Raw genomic sequence first — 18,172 nt, 5'->3', positions numbered from 1 at the left:
GGCCACCGCCATGCCCTTGGACAGTGTCGTGACGCATGAGCGCCAGCCGGGTTCGACCGATCGGTCGGACGATCGTTGATCGCGGGCCAGACAATGGCGCACGAGTCGCGGCTGCGGTTATTCGAAGCGGCTGCTAAGTTGCGCGCGATTCGCGATATATCTGTTCCATGCGTCGGTGGCGCCGACGCATGGCGATTTACGGCCGCTCGGTCTCACAAGAAGATGCCCGCTCGTGAAACGTATTCTCATCACTTCCGGCGCCCTCGCCGTCGTGCTCGCGGCCGCAGCGGCTGGTTTCAAGGTCTGGAACCGGCCGGCCAGTGAGGTCCGGTTCAATCCGCAGGTCGGCGACAGTCATCAATACCGTATCGGCATGCGCTCCAGTCTCGCCTCGGGCAAGAGCGTGTTCGATCAATCGGTCACATTGCAGAGTGTGCTCCGTTATCGCGTGACTGATCGCGACGGCGATCGCATCACGTTGCATCTGACACCACAGTACATGGCCGGACGTATCGGGCATCGCACACTGTTCGACAGCACCGATATCGGCGACGATCGAACGGATCCGACGCTCGGCATCGTACGCGACGGATTCTCGCTGACGATGGACGACGATGGCCATATCGAGATCAGCCAACCGAACAACGCGGATCAGGCCGAGCTGCTCAAAGGCCGCCTCGGCCGACAGCTGGACCAGTGGCAGCAGCAATTCAATGCCCCGGGGATCCTCACATCACTGCCCGCCGAGATCGGGGCAAGTCGTACTGCCGGGGGCTTCCAGACGCTGCCGAAAGTGAAGCTGACGGTCACCGACGTCGATCGCGACAGCATCGTCGTGGACATCGCACGCGCCGAGGGTGCCGAATCGGTCTCCATGGACAGCGGGTCCGGCATCGGAAAGATCACGATGACCATCGACCATCTCACCGGTCGCATGCGCGTGGACCGCAATACGGGCTGGCTCGAATCGCTGGCCATAATCCTCGACCAGACCGGCGAAAACCGCGGCCGGACCGTTCCTATACATACGATCCTGTCGATGCAGGCGCTGGACACCCCGGCTGCCGGTTCACAGCGGCATAGTTTCGGCGGCTTCAAATCGGTCGTGGATCTCGCCGACGATGAGGAGGACGATCCCGGCTATCCGCTTAGCCTGCCCGAAAGCGACGAAGACACCACCGCGATACCGAGCAATTCCACGTCGGACGGTTCGAAGCCGGCCCTGTCATCCAAGAACGCTATGTTCAAGGTCGATCCGGACGATCAAGAGCTCACGCTGGAGGTGCCCTACGACATCAAACCCCATCAGGCGACCGGCGAGCTGGCTATCACCGATCTGGCGCTGGCTGACGAAAACGGCAAGACGCTCGAACTGCCGATGACGCTCGATGACATGATGCCAGCGATGGTCGACGACCGACTGGGCAAGCGGCTCACGTTTCGACCGCTCGGCTGGGGCCAGGCCGATCTGTCCCGTATTCATCAGGTCAAAGCAACGTTCACGCGTCGGGGCATGGGCGATCGCGAGAGTACGGGTATCGAGCTGACCGATCATCCGACCGAACTGCGCCGCGGCGATGCCCGCGTACGCGCGATTCCGCGAGACGACAAGGCCAACCAGTGGTACATCGAGATCGAAAACGGGACCGCAGGTTTCTATCTCGACGTCTCACAATCCTATGCCGGCCTGGAGGTTCGCCATACCAATCATCGCAACGGCGCCCCGATCTCGCCGGTCGAAGACGGCCTGCTCGCGCGCGTTGACAACGAACTTGCCGATCATCTCCAGTACACGGTCAAGGGCAAGGCCGGACGCCTGCCTCTGGCCTACTGGCGCTTCAAAAAGGATGTTGATACCCAGCAGATCACGTTCGAGGACCAGGCCAAGCGTTATCGCGATCGCAATGCACCGCCGCCGGACACTCGTCACATCTACGGCATGGGCGACACCCCGGACGAGGCACTGACGCTGACCGATGTCAGCACCCGTGATGCCGAGCGCAACCGTCTGCGCCTGCGGCTGCCGATCGGTGTGGGTCAGGCCTGCCGGATCGAATCCAAGGCGCCGCCACAGAACGATCATGCCCTGATCTGGCAACCCCGGGAGCCGGAACGATATCGGTCCTCACGCGCCGACGGTGAAGCGGCGGATGCGCAGACTCAGGACTGGGAATTGGTCACCGATGACGGGTTCCGACGGTATTTTTACAACATCCAGGTCGCGACCACCCTGCGCTGTCCGGGTACGCCGCAATGGCAAGAGACCGAAACCGCCGATACGAACAAGCCCTGGCTGGTCAATATCGCCGATGTCGTCGGCCACCCGGTCGACCCGACCACGGCCAGTGCGACGTTCTTCAAACGCGTCCGGTTTCTCGACGACAAGGGCAAAGCGTTGCGCCCGATGCCTGTCGATGCGCGACCGAACGATCGCCTGCAGACGTGGCGAACGGAATCCGAACAGACCACGCTGGCCGATTACCTGGCGGCCGACGGTACGATTCGCTTCTGGGGTCGGGTGGCCGCGGTGAAGCGGCTCGCCTTCGCCGGCGAGCCGCTCGAACGCCACTGGCAGGACGAACTCGGGGGTTATGAATGATGAGGCATGCCATGACACGCCAGCTGCACCGACTCGCCACCCTCGCTCTGCTGCTGATGGCCGGCGCTGCCTGTGCCGACGAGGCCGTCGGCACTTACTGGCTGGACTTGGACGACGAACTCACGAGCCGCGACAAGGCGGCCTACAAGGTCACCGTCGGTCCGAAGCAAGACGACGGGCTCTGGCCCTTGGCGATCGATACGATCGAAGACGGTGGCAAGGTCCTCCGGACTTTCATCAACGACCCCGATTACACCGATGACGAGACCGATCTGGTCGGCGAGTTCACAGCCTATCGGTTCGATGATCATACGAAGGAACAACACGGACATCGCGATGCGAACGGTGCGCTGGACGGGGTGATCACGGATTACCGGCGCGACCAGTCGATCAAGTCGACGATCGAGTACAAGCACGGCAAACGCGATGGCACCATGCGTTGTTTCGATGAACACGAAAACATCAGATGCCTGACCGAATACGTCGACGACAAGCGTCACGGCGTGTTCAAGCACTTCATCAAGGGCAAGTTGTTCTATATCGCGCATTACCGGAACGACAAACGCGAAGGTGTCGCCGAAAAATATGCCAGCCCCGGCGACACGCGCGTGGTCCGTGAGCGTGCGCACTACCACAACGACGTACCACACGGCTGGTTTCGTTATTTCAATGGCGGCGAGCTCAAGCACGAGGTCCATTACGCCCATGCGAAGAAGGACGGGCCGGAACGTCGTTTCGCCACCAACCCGCATCGGCCGCTCAGTGAACATCACTATGCCCAGGGCAAACCGGTCGGCAGCTGGAAGGAGTACAGCGGCAACGGCAAGCTGTATCGGGAAATCGTCTACGCCGACGACGGCAGCCAGGACGTGATTGCGCGCAAGCGATTCAACCTCAAGTCCGGCCGGCTCATGCAACATGAGTACGTCACCGGCGAAGACGACGAGCGCCGTCGAGTCGAGGAGAGCTTCACCCGTGAAGGCTACATTCACACGCGCCAGATCCGGTATCTCGACATCGATCGACGCAGCGAGACCGAATACGCCCCGGACGGCCGTGTCATTCAGCATCAGGTCCGGCAGGACAACCAGCCGACCGGGTCATACATTGTCTTCGCACGCGGCGAGGAAGGCTCCGAACAGGGCCATTACAACGATCAGGGCAAGCCGCAGGGTAAAGCCGAACGCGTGGATAGCGACGGGAATCTGGCCGCGACGTTCCACTACGACAACGGCAAACGCGACGGCCAATACATAAGCTACGACAGGCAAGGCCGTGTCATCGAACGCGGCACCTACCGCCAGGGCCAACGGGTCGGCACCTGGCGGATCAGCGAGAAGAATTCGGACCTGATCTGGCGCGGCACCTACGACGACGACCAGCGTACCGGCCACTGGGAAGTCGTCACGCCCGACGACGAACTCCGGGCTGCCGGCGACTATGACGACGACGGCGAGGAACACGGCGTCTGGGTCATCTACGACGACGACGGTCAGATCAGGAATTGCCCTCGGTACGACCACGGCAAGCGCCAGGACACGCCCGATTTCGACGCCCCGGATACACCGAGCGCGGCCGCTTATTGTCGTGATCGACTGCCGGACTGGGCCCGCCCCTCGCCCACCTAGGGCCTGTTAACACTTCGCACGTGACCGCGTTGCCGCCCCAAAACCGGCCAGGCAAGGCGCATGGCGCCGATCTTGGTCATTCCAGGGTCAAGCCGTGCAACGCCGCATGGCCGGTTTTGGGGCGCAACCCGACGGGACGGCGGCTCTTTGTGCAAGACAAGGCGGCGGGAGCGCGGTGTCGCTATGCCCCACAAGCAAGCGGCAACGCCCAATTGCGGGAAAACAGTCCGGCTCTTCGGGTAGCGCCCCGGGGCCGAAACCGGTTTCGCGCCGGGGCGCCTTGCCTGCCGTGGTTTGTGCCAACCGGCGCCGGGATGCCCCTGGCGATCAGCGGCCCGCCCGATCGGACGAGACGAGCGCGGCAATCGTTCGATCGAGCGATGCCAGAACCACCGCCGGCTCGGTGAAGACTGCCCAGGCGATGGCGCCGTCAACAGCCATCGCAAGCTGTTCGGCAAGCGCATCATCCCTCGGTGTCGACGGCAGCAGGGAATCGATGAGGCGTGTCATGGCCTGCTTGTGCACGCGCGCACGTACATGCGTGTCGGGTAGCACGGTGCCCTGCTCGGCCACGGTATTGAGAAAGGCACATCCGCGATAATCGGCGCGGGCAAACCACTCGCCGAGCGCCCCGACGATCGCCTGCGGCTGCCGCCCGTGACGTGTGAGCGCGTCATCGAACCAGGCCAGCCAGCGCTCGTGTCGGTCGTCGAGAAACGCCACGACCAGAGCATCCTTGCTCGGGAAATGCCGATAGAAGGTGACTTTCGTCACCCCCGCGGTCTCGATCAGGCGATTGGTGCCGGTCGCGCGGATCCCGTGCTCGTAGAACAGGGCCCGAGCCGCTGTGAGGATACGCTCACGAGCGCCGGGCCGTTCTGGCGTGGTGTCTCTTGCTTGCATTGGCGCATTGTAGACAAGTCGGTCTACTCATTCTATGCTCTGCCACGTAGACAGATTGGTCTACATGACATAGGAGGCTACACATGTCGCTCGCCCCACCTTTCGACGAGGCTGGCGCCCTCGGCAAGGTTCGCAACGCCGAGGATGCCTGGAACACGCGTGATCCGGACCGTGTGGCGCGGGTCTATACTACGGACACACGCTGGCGCAACCGCGCCACGTTCCTATCCGGCCGCGACGAGGTTCGCGCATTTCTGGCCGAGAAATGGCGTCGCGAGCTCGACTATCGCCTGATCAAGGAACTCTGGGCCCACGGGAGTGACCGCCTCGCCGTTCGCTTTGCCTACGAGTGGCACAACGAAGCCGGCCAATGGTTTCGGTCATACGGCAACGAGAACTGGCACTTCGCAGCTGACGGTCTCATGCAAACACGTTTGGCCAGCATCAACGATTTGCCGATTGCCGAAGCCGACCGGCTGTTCCACTGGCCACTGGGCCGGCGGCCCGACGATCATCCCGGTCTGAGTGCACTCGGCCTCTGAGGCCAATGGCCGAATGGCGCCGCGACGATCGGCCTCGTCGCAGCGCCGTCCTTGACCCATGTTCCGATGGTGTGCCCCAGCCCGTCGCGCCATCGATCAACTGTCGATGATCACGGCCAAGCGTTGTGTGTCCGCGCTCCGATCGCGTTCGATTCCACTCGATCGCCTGTCGAAAAAAATGACAGTCACATTACAACCGATATCGAAGACCTCGATAAACGATTGAAATCGCGCGAATTCTCCCACTGGTCCTCGATTTGCTGCGTCCACGGCCATCGACCGGGCAGAAGAACCAATCATGGGGCGCAAGGACACACAGGACATCGCCGGCGACGCGGCCGACACGACACGATCGGGATCGGCCAATACGCTGAACCGGGTTGGCTCAACACCCGCCACGGCGACCAATACCGCCTGTGCCGGACGAGACCATCGCGTCGACAGTCTGCGTGGGCTGATGCTGGCGACCATGATGATCGATCATCTCGGCGGCCCGCTCGAGCATCTGACCTTCGAACCGTTCGGGTATGCCTCGGCCGCGGAAGGATTCGTCTTTCTGTCGGGCTATATGTACGCCCTGGTGTACGTCCGCCGCGCGTCTTCGTCGATGATGCTCGTACGACAGTCACTGCGCCGCGCCGGTTTGATCTACCGGCATCACGCGCTGGCCTTGTCTCTGCTCGTCGGCCTGGCCTGTTTTTCGCCCGCGCTGATCCATTACTGGAGCTTCGAGGCGCTGATCGTTCACCCGCTCAGCTGGTCGACGGCGTCGATGCTACTGGTCAATACGCCGACGTTTTTCGACATATTGCCGATGTATGTCGTCTTCGTCGCCCTGACGCCGGCGCTGATTCCCTGGCTTCGGTACCGCGCGGGGCCCGCCCTCGTTCTCGGCGGCAGTCTTGCGCTCTGGGGTCTCGGGCGAACCAGTGATCCGGTCGGTGCGCTCGATTCCTTTTTCATCGCCGAGCTTCGCACGCCGTTCTTCAATCTGCTTTCCTGGCAACTCGTGTGGGTTCTCGGCTTGCTGCTCGGCATCTATCGCGACGCTATCCAGCAACGCGTGCACCGGACGCCGACCTGGCTGTTCGTCGGCCCTGCCCTGTTCATCGCAGTGCTTTGCCTGACCCGGCATGAGGTCCTTGGCCTGTCGCTCTCACCGGCGGCGGTGACGAGAGACGACCTGGGCTGGCTCCGCATACTCGACTTTGCCGGCGTACTCGTCATCGCGGCCTGGCTCATGACCCGGGTGCCGGTCAGCGCCCGCCTGCCCTGGTTCGCCAGTCTCGGCCAGGCATCGATCCAGGTGTTCACCTTCCACCTGTTCATCGTCTATTTCACGCTTCTCGTCGGATGGCATATCCGTGCGTTCGGGCCGGTGATCTACGGCGCCTATACGCTGGTTTGTCTCGGCTCGCTGACTATTCCGGCCTACCTGTGGAGATGGCAGCGCCAACGCAGACGCACGCGCCGATCATCCCCTGCCTGATCACACCGCGCGCAAACAGTCAGCTCCCGGCCCTATGCAGGTACTAGGGCGTGTTAATACTTCCCGCGTGCGCCCAGAAACCGGCCACGCGGTCACGTGCGAACTGTTATTAACCCGGCATAAAAATAGATGATTTTTCGGGTTGATAATGCGCGTGTGCGACAGCAGGCGCGCCACGGCCAACGGCCGTGAAGCCATTGAAAATAAAAAGACGGACAAGGGCCGGCGTTTCTTTCGATGGCGTTGAAAACAGCTGACATCGTCAGCTGTTTTGGTGCCGGATTAATAACAGGCCCTGATTGATCGATGACGCCGCCAGTCATCGATCACTCGCATTTTTCATCAAGCTGTTTCGGCCAGATCCGCTGTCCGTCGCCGTTCTTGACGATCTCGACGCCGCAGTCGAGCTCGGTCACGCGCGCGATCGTCTGGCCACGATTGTCCAGCCAGACATGATCTCCCGGCGCATCGATCGGCACGGCTTCCCAGACATCACCGGTCCGGCGAGTCTGCGGAGCACTCTGCCAGGCGGGCTCGATCTGTCTGAACACCGCGTCGGTCAATTTCTCGCCGTCGATCGTGACCAACTGCCACTCATAGCGTTTCGCACTGACCGGGCCCACGCCCTCGTAGAACGGACCGATGCCGTTGTATTGCCCCGGCTCGATCAGGACATTGCCCTGCGTGTCGATCAGCATCGCATTCAGCCGTCCGTGGTCGCCCGCCGAACGGGCCGTTGCCGTACCGTGTTCGAACACCGGCCAGCTCGCATATCCGTTTTCCGGTGCCACGACGACATCGGTGGTCGCCTTGTTTCGCAGACCGTAGTGCTGACCCGGCAGCTTACGGTAGGTCATCAGTGTCGGCGAAGCGTCGCGCAGCACCCCGTCGTGGGAGACACGGAACAGTGTCTTGTCGTTGAAATCGATCAGCGCGTAGCGCTCTGGCGTGGCTTCGATGATCCGATCCGGCCCGACCACGCTCAAGGCGTTGCGCGCCGCATAGTCGATGCGCATATGCCCCTCGGTGTCGATGACCCCGATCCGTCGTCCGTCCAGGCTGATCGTGTTGGAGCCGATCGGCTGGACGACGGCCACGCCGTGCTCGAACGGCTCGGCGTCGGCGAAATCGCCGTCAAAGGCACGCTTGCCGTCACGATCGATATAATGACAACGCAGGCCGCTGTCGCCGTCTTCGCGACCGGACTTGCAGACCGGCGCCAGACCGTCATGCATGCTCTTGGCGATCAGATACGTTGGCTCGACAATCCACTGCCCCTGCCGGTCGATATAGCCGTAATTGCCGGTCGAACTCGACGCCTTCGCGCGCTCGTCATGGAAGGCGCCGATGAACTTGTATCGGGCGTCCAGCCACGGCTTGCCGTCGGGATCAAGCAGGCCGCTGCGCCCGTCCTGCATGAAACGCCACCCATCATCGCGGGCGTACAACGCGCCATAACGGGGTGTGACGGCCCATGTACCGTCGCGTCTGAGCAGGCCGCAAGCCGAATCGTAGCTCTTGCCCGCGCAGATCGGCAGTAGGCGCGGTGCCTTGGCCGACTCGCCCGCCGGCGTTTCGGCCCTTGCCATGCCAGTCACGGCGCCCGCGGCGACAAGAAGCGCCAGTCCCAGCCCATACGATCGCCTGCGTCGCGGCGGCGTTTGATGCATCGTCGTCTCCCGGACAATCGTCATGACCGGGCGTCGATCGATGCCGCGGCGGCGTCAAGCATAACCAAGTAACCGAAGCGCTGCCGATGAACATGGCGCCGGCCGCTGTCTTGAAACGACGAGGCCATCGACGGCTTGTATTGACTCGGCATGCAACCGAGGGGCTCACACATCAAATGCCCGGAAGGCGATTTTCTTCGGCCGGCACCAAGCCGGCCGTGCGCCCGACCACGCGATTGCGTCCGCCGCGCTTGGCCCGATACAGGGCCTGATCCGCCTCCTCGATGGCGGCTTCAGGGTCGGCCTGTTCAATCGGATCGAACAGGCTGTAGCCGACACTCAAGGTCACGGCGCTCGTCGTCATGGTGCGCGGCCGGTCGGCGAGCGGCATCGTCTCTACGGCCACTCGCAGCCGCTCGGCCGCGTCCAGCGTCGAGCCGAGCGTGGCACGCGGCATCAGGATGATGAATTCCTCGCCGCCGTAGCGCGCCACGAGATCGACGCCCTGTCGCATGGTCCGGGTCAGGATGCCGCTGATGGCCTGCAGAACCAGATCGCCACGGGCATGACCGTAGTAGTCGTTGTAGGACTTGAAGTGATCGATGTCACAGAGAATGATGCCCACACACGAGTGCTCGTCACGCCAGTGATCGAGAAACGCCTCCATGGCCCTGCGGTTCGGCAGTTCCGTCAGTGCATCGGTTTCGCTGAGACGGGCCAGCTTGCGGTTCGAATCGGTCAACCGTGCCTCGACGGCATCGATCTCCATGCGAAACAAGAGCACAAACGCACAGGTCAGCGCGATGGCACCGACCAGACTCAGAACAAACAATCCGGTGGTGACCGGTGCGGGCAGGCCGAGCATCGGGGCGGCCCGCATGAAATCGCGATCACAGAGCCAGAACAGACCAATGTTAGCCGAAGCGAACAGTGTGATCGTCGAGGCACACGCTCTTTCGAATAGCAGCGGCAGGATCGCACCAATGGTGAAATAGAACAGATGCACGCCGATGCCGGGGCCGACATACCAGGTCACGGCCAACAGCTGCAACATCACCAGGCTGACCGCAAAGTTGCGGGCTGAGGCATAGCGGCCGTGATGATTGGCCCACAGTATCCAGGCATAACCGCCCATGACGGCCAGATTGCTCTCGAAAAGCGGGCCATACGTCGACAGCGAGAGAAACGCATAGAGAATCTGATACGGGATCGTCGTGACGATGCCGAACAGGCCGAGCTGGTTCGACAGCATGATGCGTCGCCTCAGTCCGGCATCCGTACCCTCGGTGCCTACGCGCCATATCTTGGATATCGTCGACAACGGCGCAGTCAGTCACGAAAAAACTGGCGCGCAGTCTGACACATGCCCGCACGAGAAACAGATTCCCAGCGTCGGTCACGACCTGAGAAGCCAGCCGTGCCGCAGCGCGCCGGGCAGCATACGCCGATTGCCGGGCAAAGGCGCTGCGCGCTATTTGCGCTTAGTCGGTTGCAAACAACCGGTCCGGCTCTGAAAACAGCGCCAACAAAAGACCCGACCGTTCACCACCGCTCGGTGGGCATACACCATCTTGCCGCAGAACGAAGCCTGAGCCGCGCCCGCCAATCCGCGCAGACCTCGGCGACAGCATTCGGGCCTGGCCGGCCAGGCGAAGCGGCTGCTACCGGCCATTGCTCGCAGCACGCATCGATCCAGAGCAAGGGGCACGCAAGCACAATATCTGCATCGCGCGGGTCAAGGCCTGTTATTAACCCAGCATAAAAATAGATGATTTTTCGGGTTGATAACGCGCGTGTGCGAAAGCACGCGCACCACGGCCAAAGGCCGTGAAGCCATTGAAAATAAAAAGACGGACAAGGGCCGGCGTTTCTTTCGATGGCGTTGAAAACAGCTGACGTCGTCAGCTGTTCGGGTGCCGGATTCATAACACGTCGCCGTGACCGCGTTGCAGCCCACAACGGATGGCCGGGCGCATCGCAGCCGCGGCCTCGGTGATCGACATCACGGCGCACGGAGCGGGCGCGCCACCATGGCGGCGCGCCCGGTTCAACTACTGCGCGATCATCAACGATTTGCTGTTGATGAACTCCCGCATGCCGAAGCCGCCGTGTTCACGACCGTAGCCACTATCCTTGACGCCACCGAACGGTAGATTCGGCTGCGCGATGTAGTAGCCGTTGATGCTGACCATCCCGGTATCGAAATGGTCCCGCGCGATCTGCACGGCGCGCGCCTCGTCTTCGGAGAAAATGCCGCCACCCAGGCCGTAGACCGAATCGTTGGCGATCCGGATCGCGTCCGCTTCGTCCTTGGCACGAATGAGCGAGGCGACCGGGCCGAACAACTCGCCGTCGTAGGCCGGCATGCCCGGCTCGACATTTTCCAGGATCGTGACCGGATAGAACCAGCCGGCCACATCCGGCACTTCACCACCAATGAGGCAGCTCGCCCCCTTGGCCACCGATTCCTTGACCTGGGCGTGGAGCTCGTCTCGCAGATCCTCGCGCGCCACGGGGCCAAGCTGTGTGTTCTCGTCGCGCGGATCGCCGAACTCGATCTGTTTCATCTTCTCGAGATAGGCATTGCGGAACTTGTCGTAGACCGCGTCGACGACGACGAACCGCTTGGCTGCCACGCAGGTCTGGCCGTTGTTGTTGATACGGCCGGTCACACAGGCATCGACCGCCTTGTCGATATCGGCATCCTCGAGCACGAGGAAAGCATCGTTACTGCCGAGCTCAAGCACCGTCTTCTTCAAGTGCTGGCCTGCATCGGCGGCGATCTTGCGGCCGGTCGCCGCACTGCCGGTGAACGTCACACCACGCACGAGACGATGTTCGGTCACCTGACTGGCCTGATCGTCGCGGATATACAGCACGTTGAACACGTTCTTCGGCAGCCCGGCCTCACGCATGATCGCTTCCAGCGCCTCGGCGCAGCCCCAGACATTCGGTGCATGCTTGAGCAGGACCGTGTTGCCGGCCATGAGGTTGGCGATCGTGTAGCGGACCACCTGATAGAAGGGGAAATTCCACGGCTGGATACCGAAGATCACCCCGACAGGCTGATGCGTGACCAGCGCCCGACCGCCCGGTAGATCACGTGCCTCATCGGCCAGCACCTCGGCCGCGTGGTCGGCGCTGTATTCACAGATGCCCTGACAGAGCTCCAGCTCCCCGGGCGCCTGCGCGATCGGCTTGCCCATTTCCTCGGTTATCAGACGCGACAACCGATCCTTGTTCGCCATCAGCAGTTCGCCGACCTTGCGAATCGGCACCGCACGCGCTTCGAAGGACCAGTGCTTCCAGTCCTCGAACGCGGCGTGGGTCTGTTCGATCTTGTGCTGCAGATCGGCATCGGAAATCGTGTCGAACCGACGAATTTCCTGGCCGGTGGCCGGGTTGATGGTGGTGACCGTTTGAGACATAAGACACTCCAGGTTCTGCCATGGGTCGTTGAGGCGCGTGACAGCGGTTCGTGTGCCACAACGACAGATGGGAAGGTGATGGCGCTGAACACGGCACCTTTCAAGGCACGGGCTTTCCCGTAAGGTGGCGCGGCCCGTCGTGCTGGCTCCGGTCCCTGGTATGACGCCCCGCCTCCCACCTTGGCCGATCGACTCAGCGGCAAGCCGACCGTCAGGGCGCGATAACCGTTAAGATGTCGCTTTCCGCGCCGGTTTCGTGCGCGATGTTTTCCGGCGCAACGCGCGTCCGAGCCTGCAGGCCTTGCATGTCTTCCCCGAATTCCCCTGAAACCGATCCCGTGCCGTTTTCGGCGATGGGGTTGTCCGATGCCGTATTGAAAGCGTTATCCGACGTCGGCTATGAGACCCCCTCACCCATTCAGGCCGCGACCATCGCGCCGCTGCTGTCCGGGCGCGACGTGCTGGGCCAGGCGCAGACCGGCACCGGCAAGACCGCGGCGTTTGCCCTGCCGATTCTCTCCAGTCTTCCGGCCGACCGGCGCGTGACGGCCCAGGCACCGCGCGCGCTGGTGCTGACACCGACACGGGAACTGGCCATTCAGGTCGCCGAGGCATTCCAGCGGTATGCCGCGCACATGCCCGATTTCCACGTGCTGCCGATCTACGGCGGCCAGGGCTACGGCCCACAGCTCACCGCTCTGAAGCGCGGCGTCGATGTCGTGGTCGGCACGCCCGGCCGAGTCATCGACCATCTCAAGCGCGGCACCTTGCGCCTGGACCATCTCGACTGGCTGGTCCTCGACGAAGCCGACGAGATGCTGCGCATGGGCTTCATCGATGACGTCGAATGGGTATTCGAGAACACGCCGCCGGAACGTCAGGTCGCGTTGTTCTCCGCGACCATGCCGGCCGCGGTGCGCCGTATCGCCAAGACCCATCTGCGCGAGCCGGCGGAAGTCACCATCAAGACCCGCACCACGACCGCGGCCAACATCCGCCAGCGGTACTGGATCGTCGGCGGCGGCATCAGCAAGCTCGAGGCGCTGACCCGTCTGCTGGAGGCCGAACCGTTCGATGCGATGATCGTGTTCGCCCGCACCAAGAAGGCGACCGACGAACTGGCCGAGAAGATCGCCGCTCGGGGTTATGCCTGTGCCGCGCTCAACGGCGATATCGTCCAGGCCCAGCGCGAACGCACGATCGCACAGCTCAAGAACAAGCAGCTGGACATCATCGTCGCGACCGATGTTGCCGCCCGCGGCCTCGACGTGGAACGCATCAGCCACGTCATCAACTTCGATATTCCGCACGACACGGAATCCTACGTGCACCGTATCGGCCGGACCGGACGCGCCGGCCGCACCGGCGATGCGATCCTGTTCGTGACCATGCGCGAAAAGCGTCTGTTCAAGAACATCGAACGGGCCACCGGCCAGGCCATCGAACCGATGGACGTGCCAAGCATGGCCGAAGTCAACGCCCAGCGCATCGAACGCTTCAAGCAACGGATCAGCGATACACTCGCCACCGGCGGCCTGTCGGATTTCGCCGATCTCGTCGACGACTATCGCCAGGCGCACAACGTCGAACCGCGCGATCTCGCTGCTGCCCTGGCCTATATGGCCCAGGGCGGCGAGCCGCTGGCCTTCGGCACGACGCCGGTGGACAAGTCGAGCGGCCATGCCTTCCACGACGACAACGATGGCAAGAAATCAGGCGGCAAGAAGAAGGCCGCTGGCGGCATGGGCCTCGAGACCTTCCGGCTCGAGGTCGGACGTGCCCACGGGGTGGCGCCGCGCAATATCGTCGGCGCCATCGCCAACGAGGCCGGAGTCGACAGCAAGGAGATCGGGCGGATCGCGATTCACGACGATTTCAGCCTGGTCGACCTGCCGCGCGGCATGCCCGACGAGGTATTCGCCCATCTGAAGACAGTCTGGGTGGCCAATCGCCAGCTCGCGATCACCCGGGTGAAGAACAGCTTCGGCGAAAGCGCGCCCGGCTCGCGCGGCAAGCCGTCCAAGGACAAGCCGCGCCACAAGAAATCGGCGAAAAAAGGCGACAAAGCCAAGACCGGGGCGAAAGCCAAGAAGCGGCACAAGCCGCGACGCCAGTCGGACTCGCGCTAGGGCGTGCGCCGCGCTGGCGTCGGTGCCCCCGCCACCGGCCAGTCGGCCGGTGGCGGCATCATCGACGCTGCTTGTACTTCCGATACGCCGATCGCGCGGCCCGTTTCACTTTCTGCTGGTTGCGTGGCTTGCTCAGCCAACGCTTGGCCTTCGCCAGAAATCGATTCGCCATGACTTGACGCCTTGCGGATGTGTGATGCCTCGACTCTAACAGGCACCGCCATGTACAGCGCATTCCGACGCTGCAACAGGTCACACGCAGCCCCGGCGCTACGGCCGGCGTTCATCGGCCGACGATGTGCGTGTCCCGGTCTCGACCTCGGCGGGGTCGATCGCCGCGGCATCGCCGCGATCGAGATCCTGGATGGCACGCTCGCCGCGGCTGGCCATCTCCGACAACCGGCTGATCTGTTCGTCGAGCCGCGGTAATGCCTCGCGTCGGTAGCGCGAGATATCGTCGATCGCGCCGAGCACATCGGCAAAGGCAGATTCGAGTTGTTCCATGTCCAGCATGGCCGACGCCCCGCGGTTCTGGATATCCACGCCCTGCGCCCGCAGCTGGCTTGCCGTGCCGGCAATCATGTCCGATGTGGTGCGATTCAGCGCCTCGACACGATCGAGCACGAGTTTCTGATTGGCCAGTGCCAGTGCCGTGGTCACGGCCACGTTGAGCGCCGAGACCGTCACATTGCGCGCCCGATCGACACCCCGCATGAGTTCGCGGTTGTTGCGGATCACGACCTCGAGCGCCAACACGCCCTGCTGGCTCACGGCGAGCTGCTGCTGCAGATCGACGATGCGTTGCCGCAGCGGGAACAACAGCTCTTCTTCGATGAACCGGCGCTGCGGGCTGTCGCCGGGCTCTCGTTCGGCCGCCGCGGTCAGACGCCGATCGATGAGCTGGCCGAGCTCGATCTGGCGCTTGAGCTGGCCGAGCGTCTCACGGAGCGCCGTCTGATCGTCGGCGAGCGTGAGGTTGTCTCGATGCAGCATGTCCTTGCCGGACTCGAGGTCATCGATGATCGCATCGATCGCCTCCTGCGCTGTCTCGAACTTCTGGAAATAACGGTTCAGTCGGCCGCCGACACCCGGAATGAAGGACATCGCTCGCCCGAAGCGCCCTTCGGAGAGCTTGTGCCGATTGGGGTCGAGCGCCTGCATCCGACCGCGCAGATCCGTGAGTGCCTTGGCGACCGGCCCGCCGTCCTCGCCGTGCCGGGCGAGCTGGCGAATCGGCGTTTCGAGCATGCGGCTGCGATGGGCTGCCCGACGCTGGACTTCCACGCCCATGCCGTCGACCGCCTCGCGCTTGGCCTGCGCGGCTGCAGCTTCGGCATCGTTCATCGCCAGCACATCGGCGACGAACGCATCGGCCGTGGCCGCGAGTTCATCGTCCTCGGCCGCGGACTCCGGCGCCGGCGTACTCTGCGCGGCGATCTCCTGTTCGATCTCGTCGATCGGCAGCGATAACGGCGACGACCCGGTGCTTTCGGCGCTGGGCCGGCCGACCGGTTCCTGTTCAGTGCGTGTGTCCATAGCGCTCCGCCTTGTCCATGAAGCGTTTCAGATCGGCCAGGGCCTCATCGGTCGCGACATCCGCCTGCGGCCGTCCGGTGTCGACGCGCGACATCACCACGACCGCATTGTCCAGCGTCGTCATCGCGGTTTCGTTGTGTGCAGACAGCTCGGCCAGTCGTCGTTCGGTATCGGCCACCAGATCAAGACGCTGTTGGAGTGCGTCCCGCTCGTTGGCCACCTGTCGGCTCGATCGCTCGGCGAGCCGCCGACGCACATACGCGGTATCGATCCCCACAACGCCAGCGGCCAATGCCCCCATCGCGCTCAGGTTATCGGCAGCGGACAGCCCGACCTGGCCGACCATCGCACGCGAGCGCTCGAAGGTGATTTCACGGGCGTCGAACTTGTCCGCCAGCACATCGAGCACGCGGCGATAACGGGTATAGAGCCGATCGGCCTGAGCCGCGAGATCGGTACGCTCGCTGTCCAGCAGCATCTGTTTGGCGCGGCACAAGGCGTGCACGACCGGATCTGCATCGGCCGGCGGCCGGCTCGGATCGAGTTCGGCAAGCCCGGCCTCGCGCGCATCCCGTTCGGCTTCGGCCCGTGCGCGCCGGTTTTCTGCCTCGGTAATCGCCCGCCGCCGCCGATGCGCTCGGCGACGCGTCAGGCGATGCCACCAGCGCTCGGCCGGCACCGCCACGGCCAGCGCTCCGAGCCCCGTCAGCCAACCGAGAAAACTCGGAGAGAAACCGCCCCAGAGCGATGTCAGCCACAGCACGAAAGCCACGAACGGCACACCAAACCAGTAACGCAGGATCGCGCGCCAGCGCGTCGGCGGCTCTGTCGGCACCGCCAGCCGTGGGTCCAGCATGCCGATAAGAAACCACGGCAGACATGACAGGAACAGCCCGTAAGCGAAACCCTGAAGAAATCCGAACATGACTGAACCCGGTAAGCCCTCTCGTACCTTCGCCTGATCTTCCCTGTTCATGGGGGTCACGGCGACAAACATCAAACCCATGGCACGCCAGGCGCGCCGTACATGACGACCGACCGTCGACGGCCCGACCGGCGCCGGAATATGTTCCAATCGATCCGATGGACTCCGGATCGAATCGCGCACCGACCGTCTCACACCCGCGTGGTCGGCGATTTCACTGCCGCGCCAGCCTCGTCAGGGCCGGCTTGGCCATGGGCATGGCGGCTCTGGTACTGGCCGGCTGTGCACGCTGGCACCCACCGAGCGAGCCCGGGCGATCGCCGGCGCGTATCCAGCAGGATATCGCCGAGCGTCTGCCAAGCGATGTGCACGACCGAAGCGGCTGGTCGCAGGCGATCTATGTCGCGCTCTCCACCCAGAATATCGCCACGACGCCGACCCACGTCTGTGCCACCATCGCCGTGATCGGTCAGGAATCCGGCTTCGAAGCCGACCCGCAGGTCAGCGGCCTCGGGCGCATTGCGCATGATGAATTGGCACGGCGGGCGCGCGCGGCCCACGTTCCGCAGGCCCTGCTCGATGCCGCCCTGCGCCTGAAATCCAGCAACGGTCGCACCTACGATCAACGTCTGTCCGACGTGAAGACCGAAGGCCAGCTCAGTGACCTGTTCGAGGACTTCGTCGGCCGTGTGCCGCTCGGCCACACACTGCTGGGCTCGTTCAACCCGGTGCACACCGGTGGCCCCATGCAGGTCGACGTGGATTTCGCCAAGGCCCACGCCGACGATTACCCCTACGACATCGACGGCTCGATTCGCCATGAAGTGTTCTCTCGACGCGGCGGCGTATATTTCGGTGTTCGCCACCTGCTCGGCTATCCGGCCGATTACGACAGGCCGCTCTATCGTTTCGCCGATTACAACGCCGGCTGGTATGCCAGTCGCAACGCGGCCTTCCAGCGCGCGGTCAGCCGACTGACCGGTATCTCACTGGCGCTCGACGGTGATCTCGTCATCCCGGGCCGGCGCCGCACGAGCCAGACCGAGCGCGCCACGCGCACGCTGTCGTCATCTCTGGACCTGGACGAGCGGGCCATTCACGAGGCCCTGGCGCAGGAAAACACAGCCGATTTCAGCCAGACCCATCTGTACACGCGGGTCATGGCACTGGCCGACCAGCAGGCCGGTAAACCGGTCGCGCGCGCCATCCTGCCGGGTATCACGCTCGACAGCCCGAAGATCACGCGACACCTGACCACCGCCTGGTTCGCCAAGCGGGTGGCATCACGCTGGCACGACTGCATGGCACGCGACAGGACATAGT

At 63.4% G+C, this 18,172-nt stretch carries 12 protein-coding genes; 6 read left to right on the top strand and 6 right to left on the bottom strand.

The features are described from left to right. The first annotated feature begins 232 nt into the window (after positions 1-232). On the top strand, positions 233-2,599 hold the full coding sequence (locus D3260_RS03405) for a hypothetical protein (protein ID WP_120097154.1): 2,367 nt from the start codon (positions 233-235) through the stop codon (positions 2,597-2,599). Between the two features lie 11 nt (positions 2,600-2,610). Then, on the top strand, positions 2,611-4,227 hold the full coding sequence (locus tag D3260_RS03400) for a toxin-antitoxin system YwqK family antitoxin (protein WP_233543932.1): 1,617 nt from the start codon (positions 2,611-2,613) through the stop codon (positions 4,225-4,227). Positions 4,228-4,554: 327 nt separating this feature from the next. Here D3260_RS03400 and D3260_RS03395 read toward each other — a convergent pair whose 3' ends face one another. Beyond that, positions 4,555-5,130 (bottom strand): TetR/AcrR family transcriptional regulator, encoded by a 576-nt coding sequence (locus tag D3260_RS03395; RefSeq protein ID WP_120097152.1) that lies wholly within the window; start codon positions 5,128-5,130, stop codon positions 4,555-4,557. A gap of 83 nt (positions 5,131-5,213) precedes the next feature. Between D3260_RS03395 and D3260_RS03390 the strand changes: the two genes are divergently transcribed. Continuing rightward, complete coding sequence (locus tag D3260_RS03390) at positions 5,214-5,672, top strand: nuclear transport factor 2 family protein (protein ID WP_120097151.1); 459 nt, start codon at positions 5,214-5,216, stop codon at positions 5,670-5,672. Positions 5,673-5,970: 298 nt separating this feature from the next. Next, entirely contained in the window at positions 5,971-7,161 is a 1,191-nt protein-coding gene (opgC, locus tag D3260_RS03385) for an OpgC domain-containing protein (RefSeq protein WP_120097150.1), read from the top strand. A 326-nt stretch (positions 7,162-7,487) separates the two neighbouring features. Here the strand turns inward: opgC and D3260_RS03380 are convergent, their stop codons facing one another. From D3260_RS03380 to D3260_RS03370, 3 genes are all read right to left on the bottom strand, one after another. Further along, entirely contained in the window at positions 7,488-8,750 is a 1,263-nt protein-coding gene (locus D3260_RS03380; RefSeq protein ID WP_158583373.1) for a WG repeat-containing protein, read from the bottom strand. 253 nt (positions 8,751-9,003) lie between these two features. Beyond that, entirely contained in the window at positions 9,004-10,083 is a 1,080-nt protein-coding gene (locus D3260_RS03375) for a diguanylate cyclase (protein ID WP_147418094.1), read from the bottom strand. Between the two features lie 799 nt (positions 10,084-10,882). Next, the gene (locus D3260_RS03370; protein WP_120097147.1) at positions 10,883-12,259 is read right to left on the bottom strand and encodes an NAD-dependent succinate-semialdehyde dehydrogenase; all 1,377 of its coding nucleotides are present in this window, start codon (positions 12,257-12,259) and stop codon (positions 10,883-10,885) included. A gap of 305 nt (positions 12,260-12,564) precedes the next feature. On the opposite strand from D3260_RS03370, the gene D3260_RS03365 reads away from it, so the two are divergent. After that, a complete protein-coding gene (locus D3260_RS03365; protein ID WP_120097146.1) occupies positions 12,565-14,388 on the top strand; it encodes a DEAD/DEAH box helicase in 1,824 nt (607 codons plus the stop codon). 270 nt (positions 14,389-14,658) lie between these two features. Here D3260_RS03365 and D3260_RS03360 read toward each other — a convergent pair whose 3' ends face one another. Together D3260_RS03360 and D3260_RS03355 are read right to left on the bottom strand one after the other, a co-directional pair. Continuing rightward, a complete protein-coding gene (locus D3260_RS03360; protein ID WP_120097145.1) occupies positions 14,659-15,924 on the bottom strand; it encodes a toxic anion resistance protein in 1,266 nt (421 codons plus the stop codon). Continuing rightward, the gene (locus D3260_RS03355) at positions 15,908-16,849 is read right to left on the bottom strand and encodes a cobyrinic acid a,c-diamide synthase (RefSeq protein WP_120097243.1); all 942 of its coding nucleotides are present in this window, start codon (positions 16,847-16,849) and stop codon (positions 15,908-15,910) included. Before D3260_RS03355 ends, D3260_RS03360 begins: the two co-directional genes overlap by 17 nt. A gap of 251 nt (positions 16,850-17,100) precedes the next feature. Here D3260_RS03355 and D3260_RS03350 point away from each other — a divergent pair, with 251 nt between their 5' ends. After that, positions 17,101-18,171 (top strand): DUF1615 domain-containing protein, encoded by a 1,071-nt coding sequence (locus tag D3260_RS03350; protein ID WP_199671348.1) that lies wholly within the window; start codon positions 17,101-17,103, stop codon positions 18,169-18,171. Position 18,172 lies beyond the last annotated feature (1 nt).

Origin of the sequence: Salinisphaera sp. Q1T1-3 (genome assembly GCF_003602005.1) — a bacterium.
GTDB lineage: Bacteria > Pseudomonadota > Gammaproteobacteria > Nevskiales > Salinisphaeraceae > Salinisphaera.
This window is presented reverse-complemented; position numbering and strand designations above follow the sequence as displayed.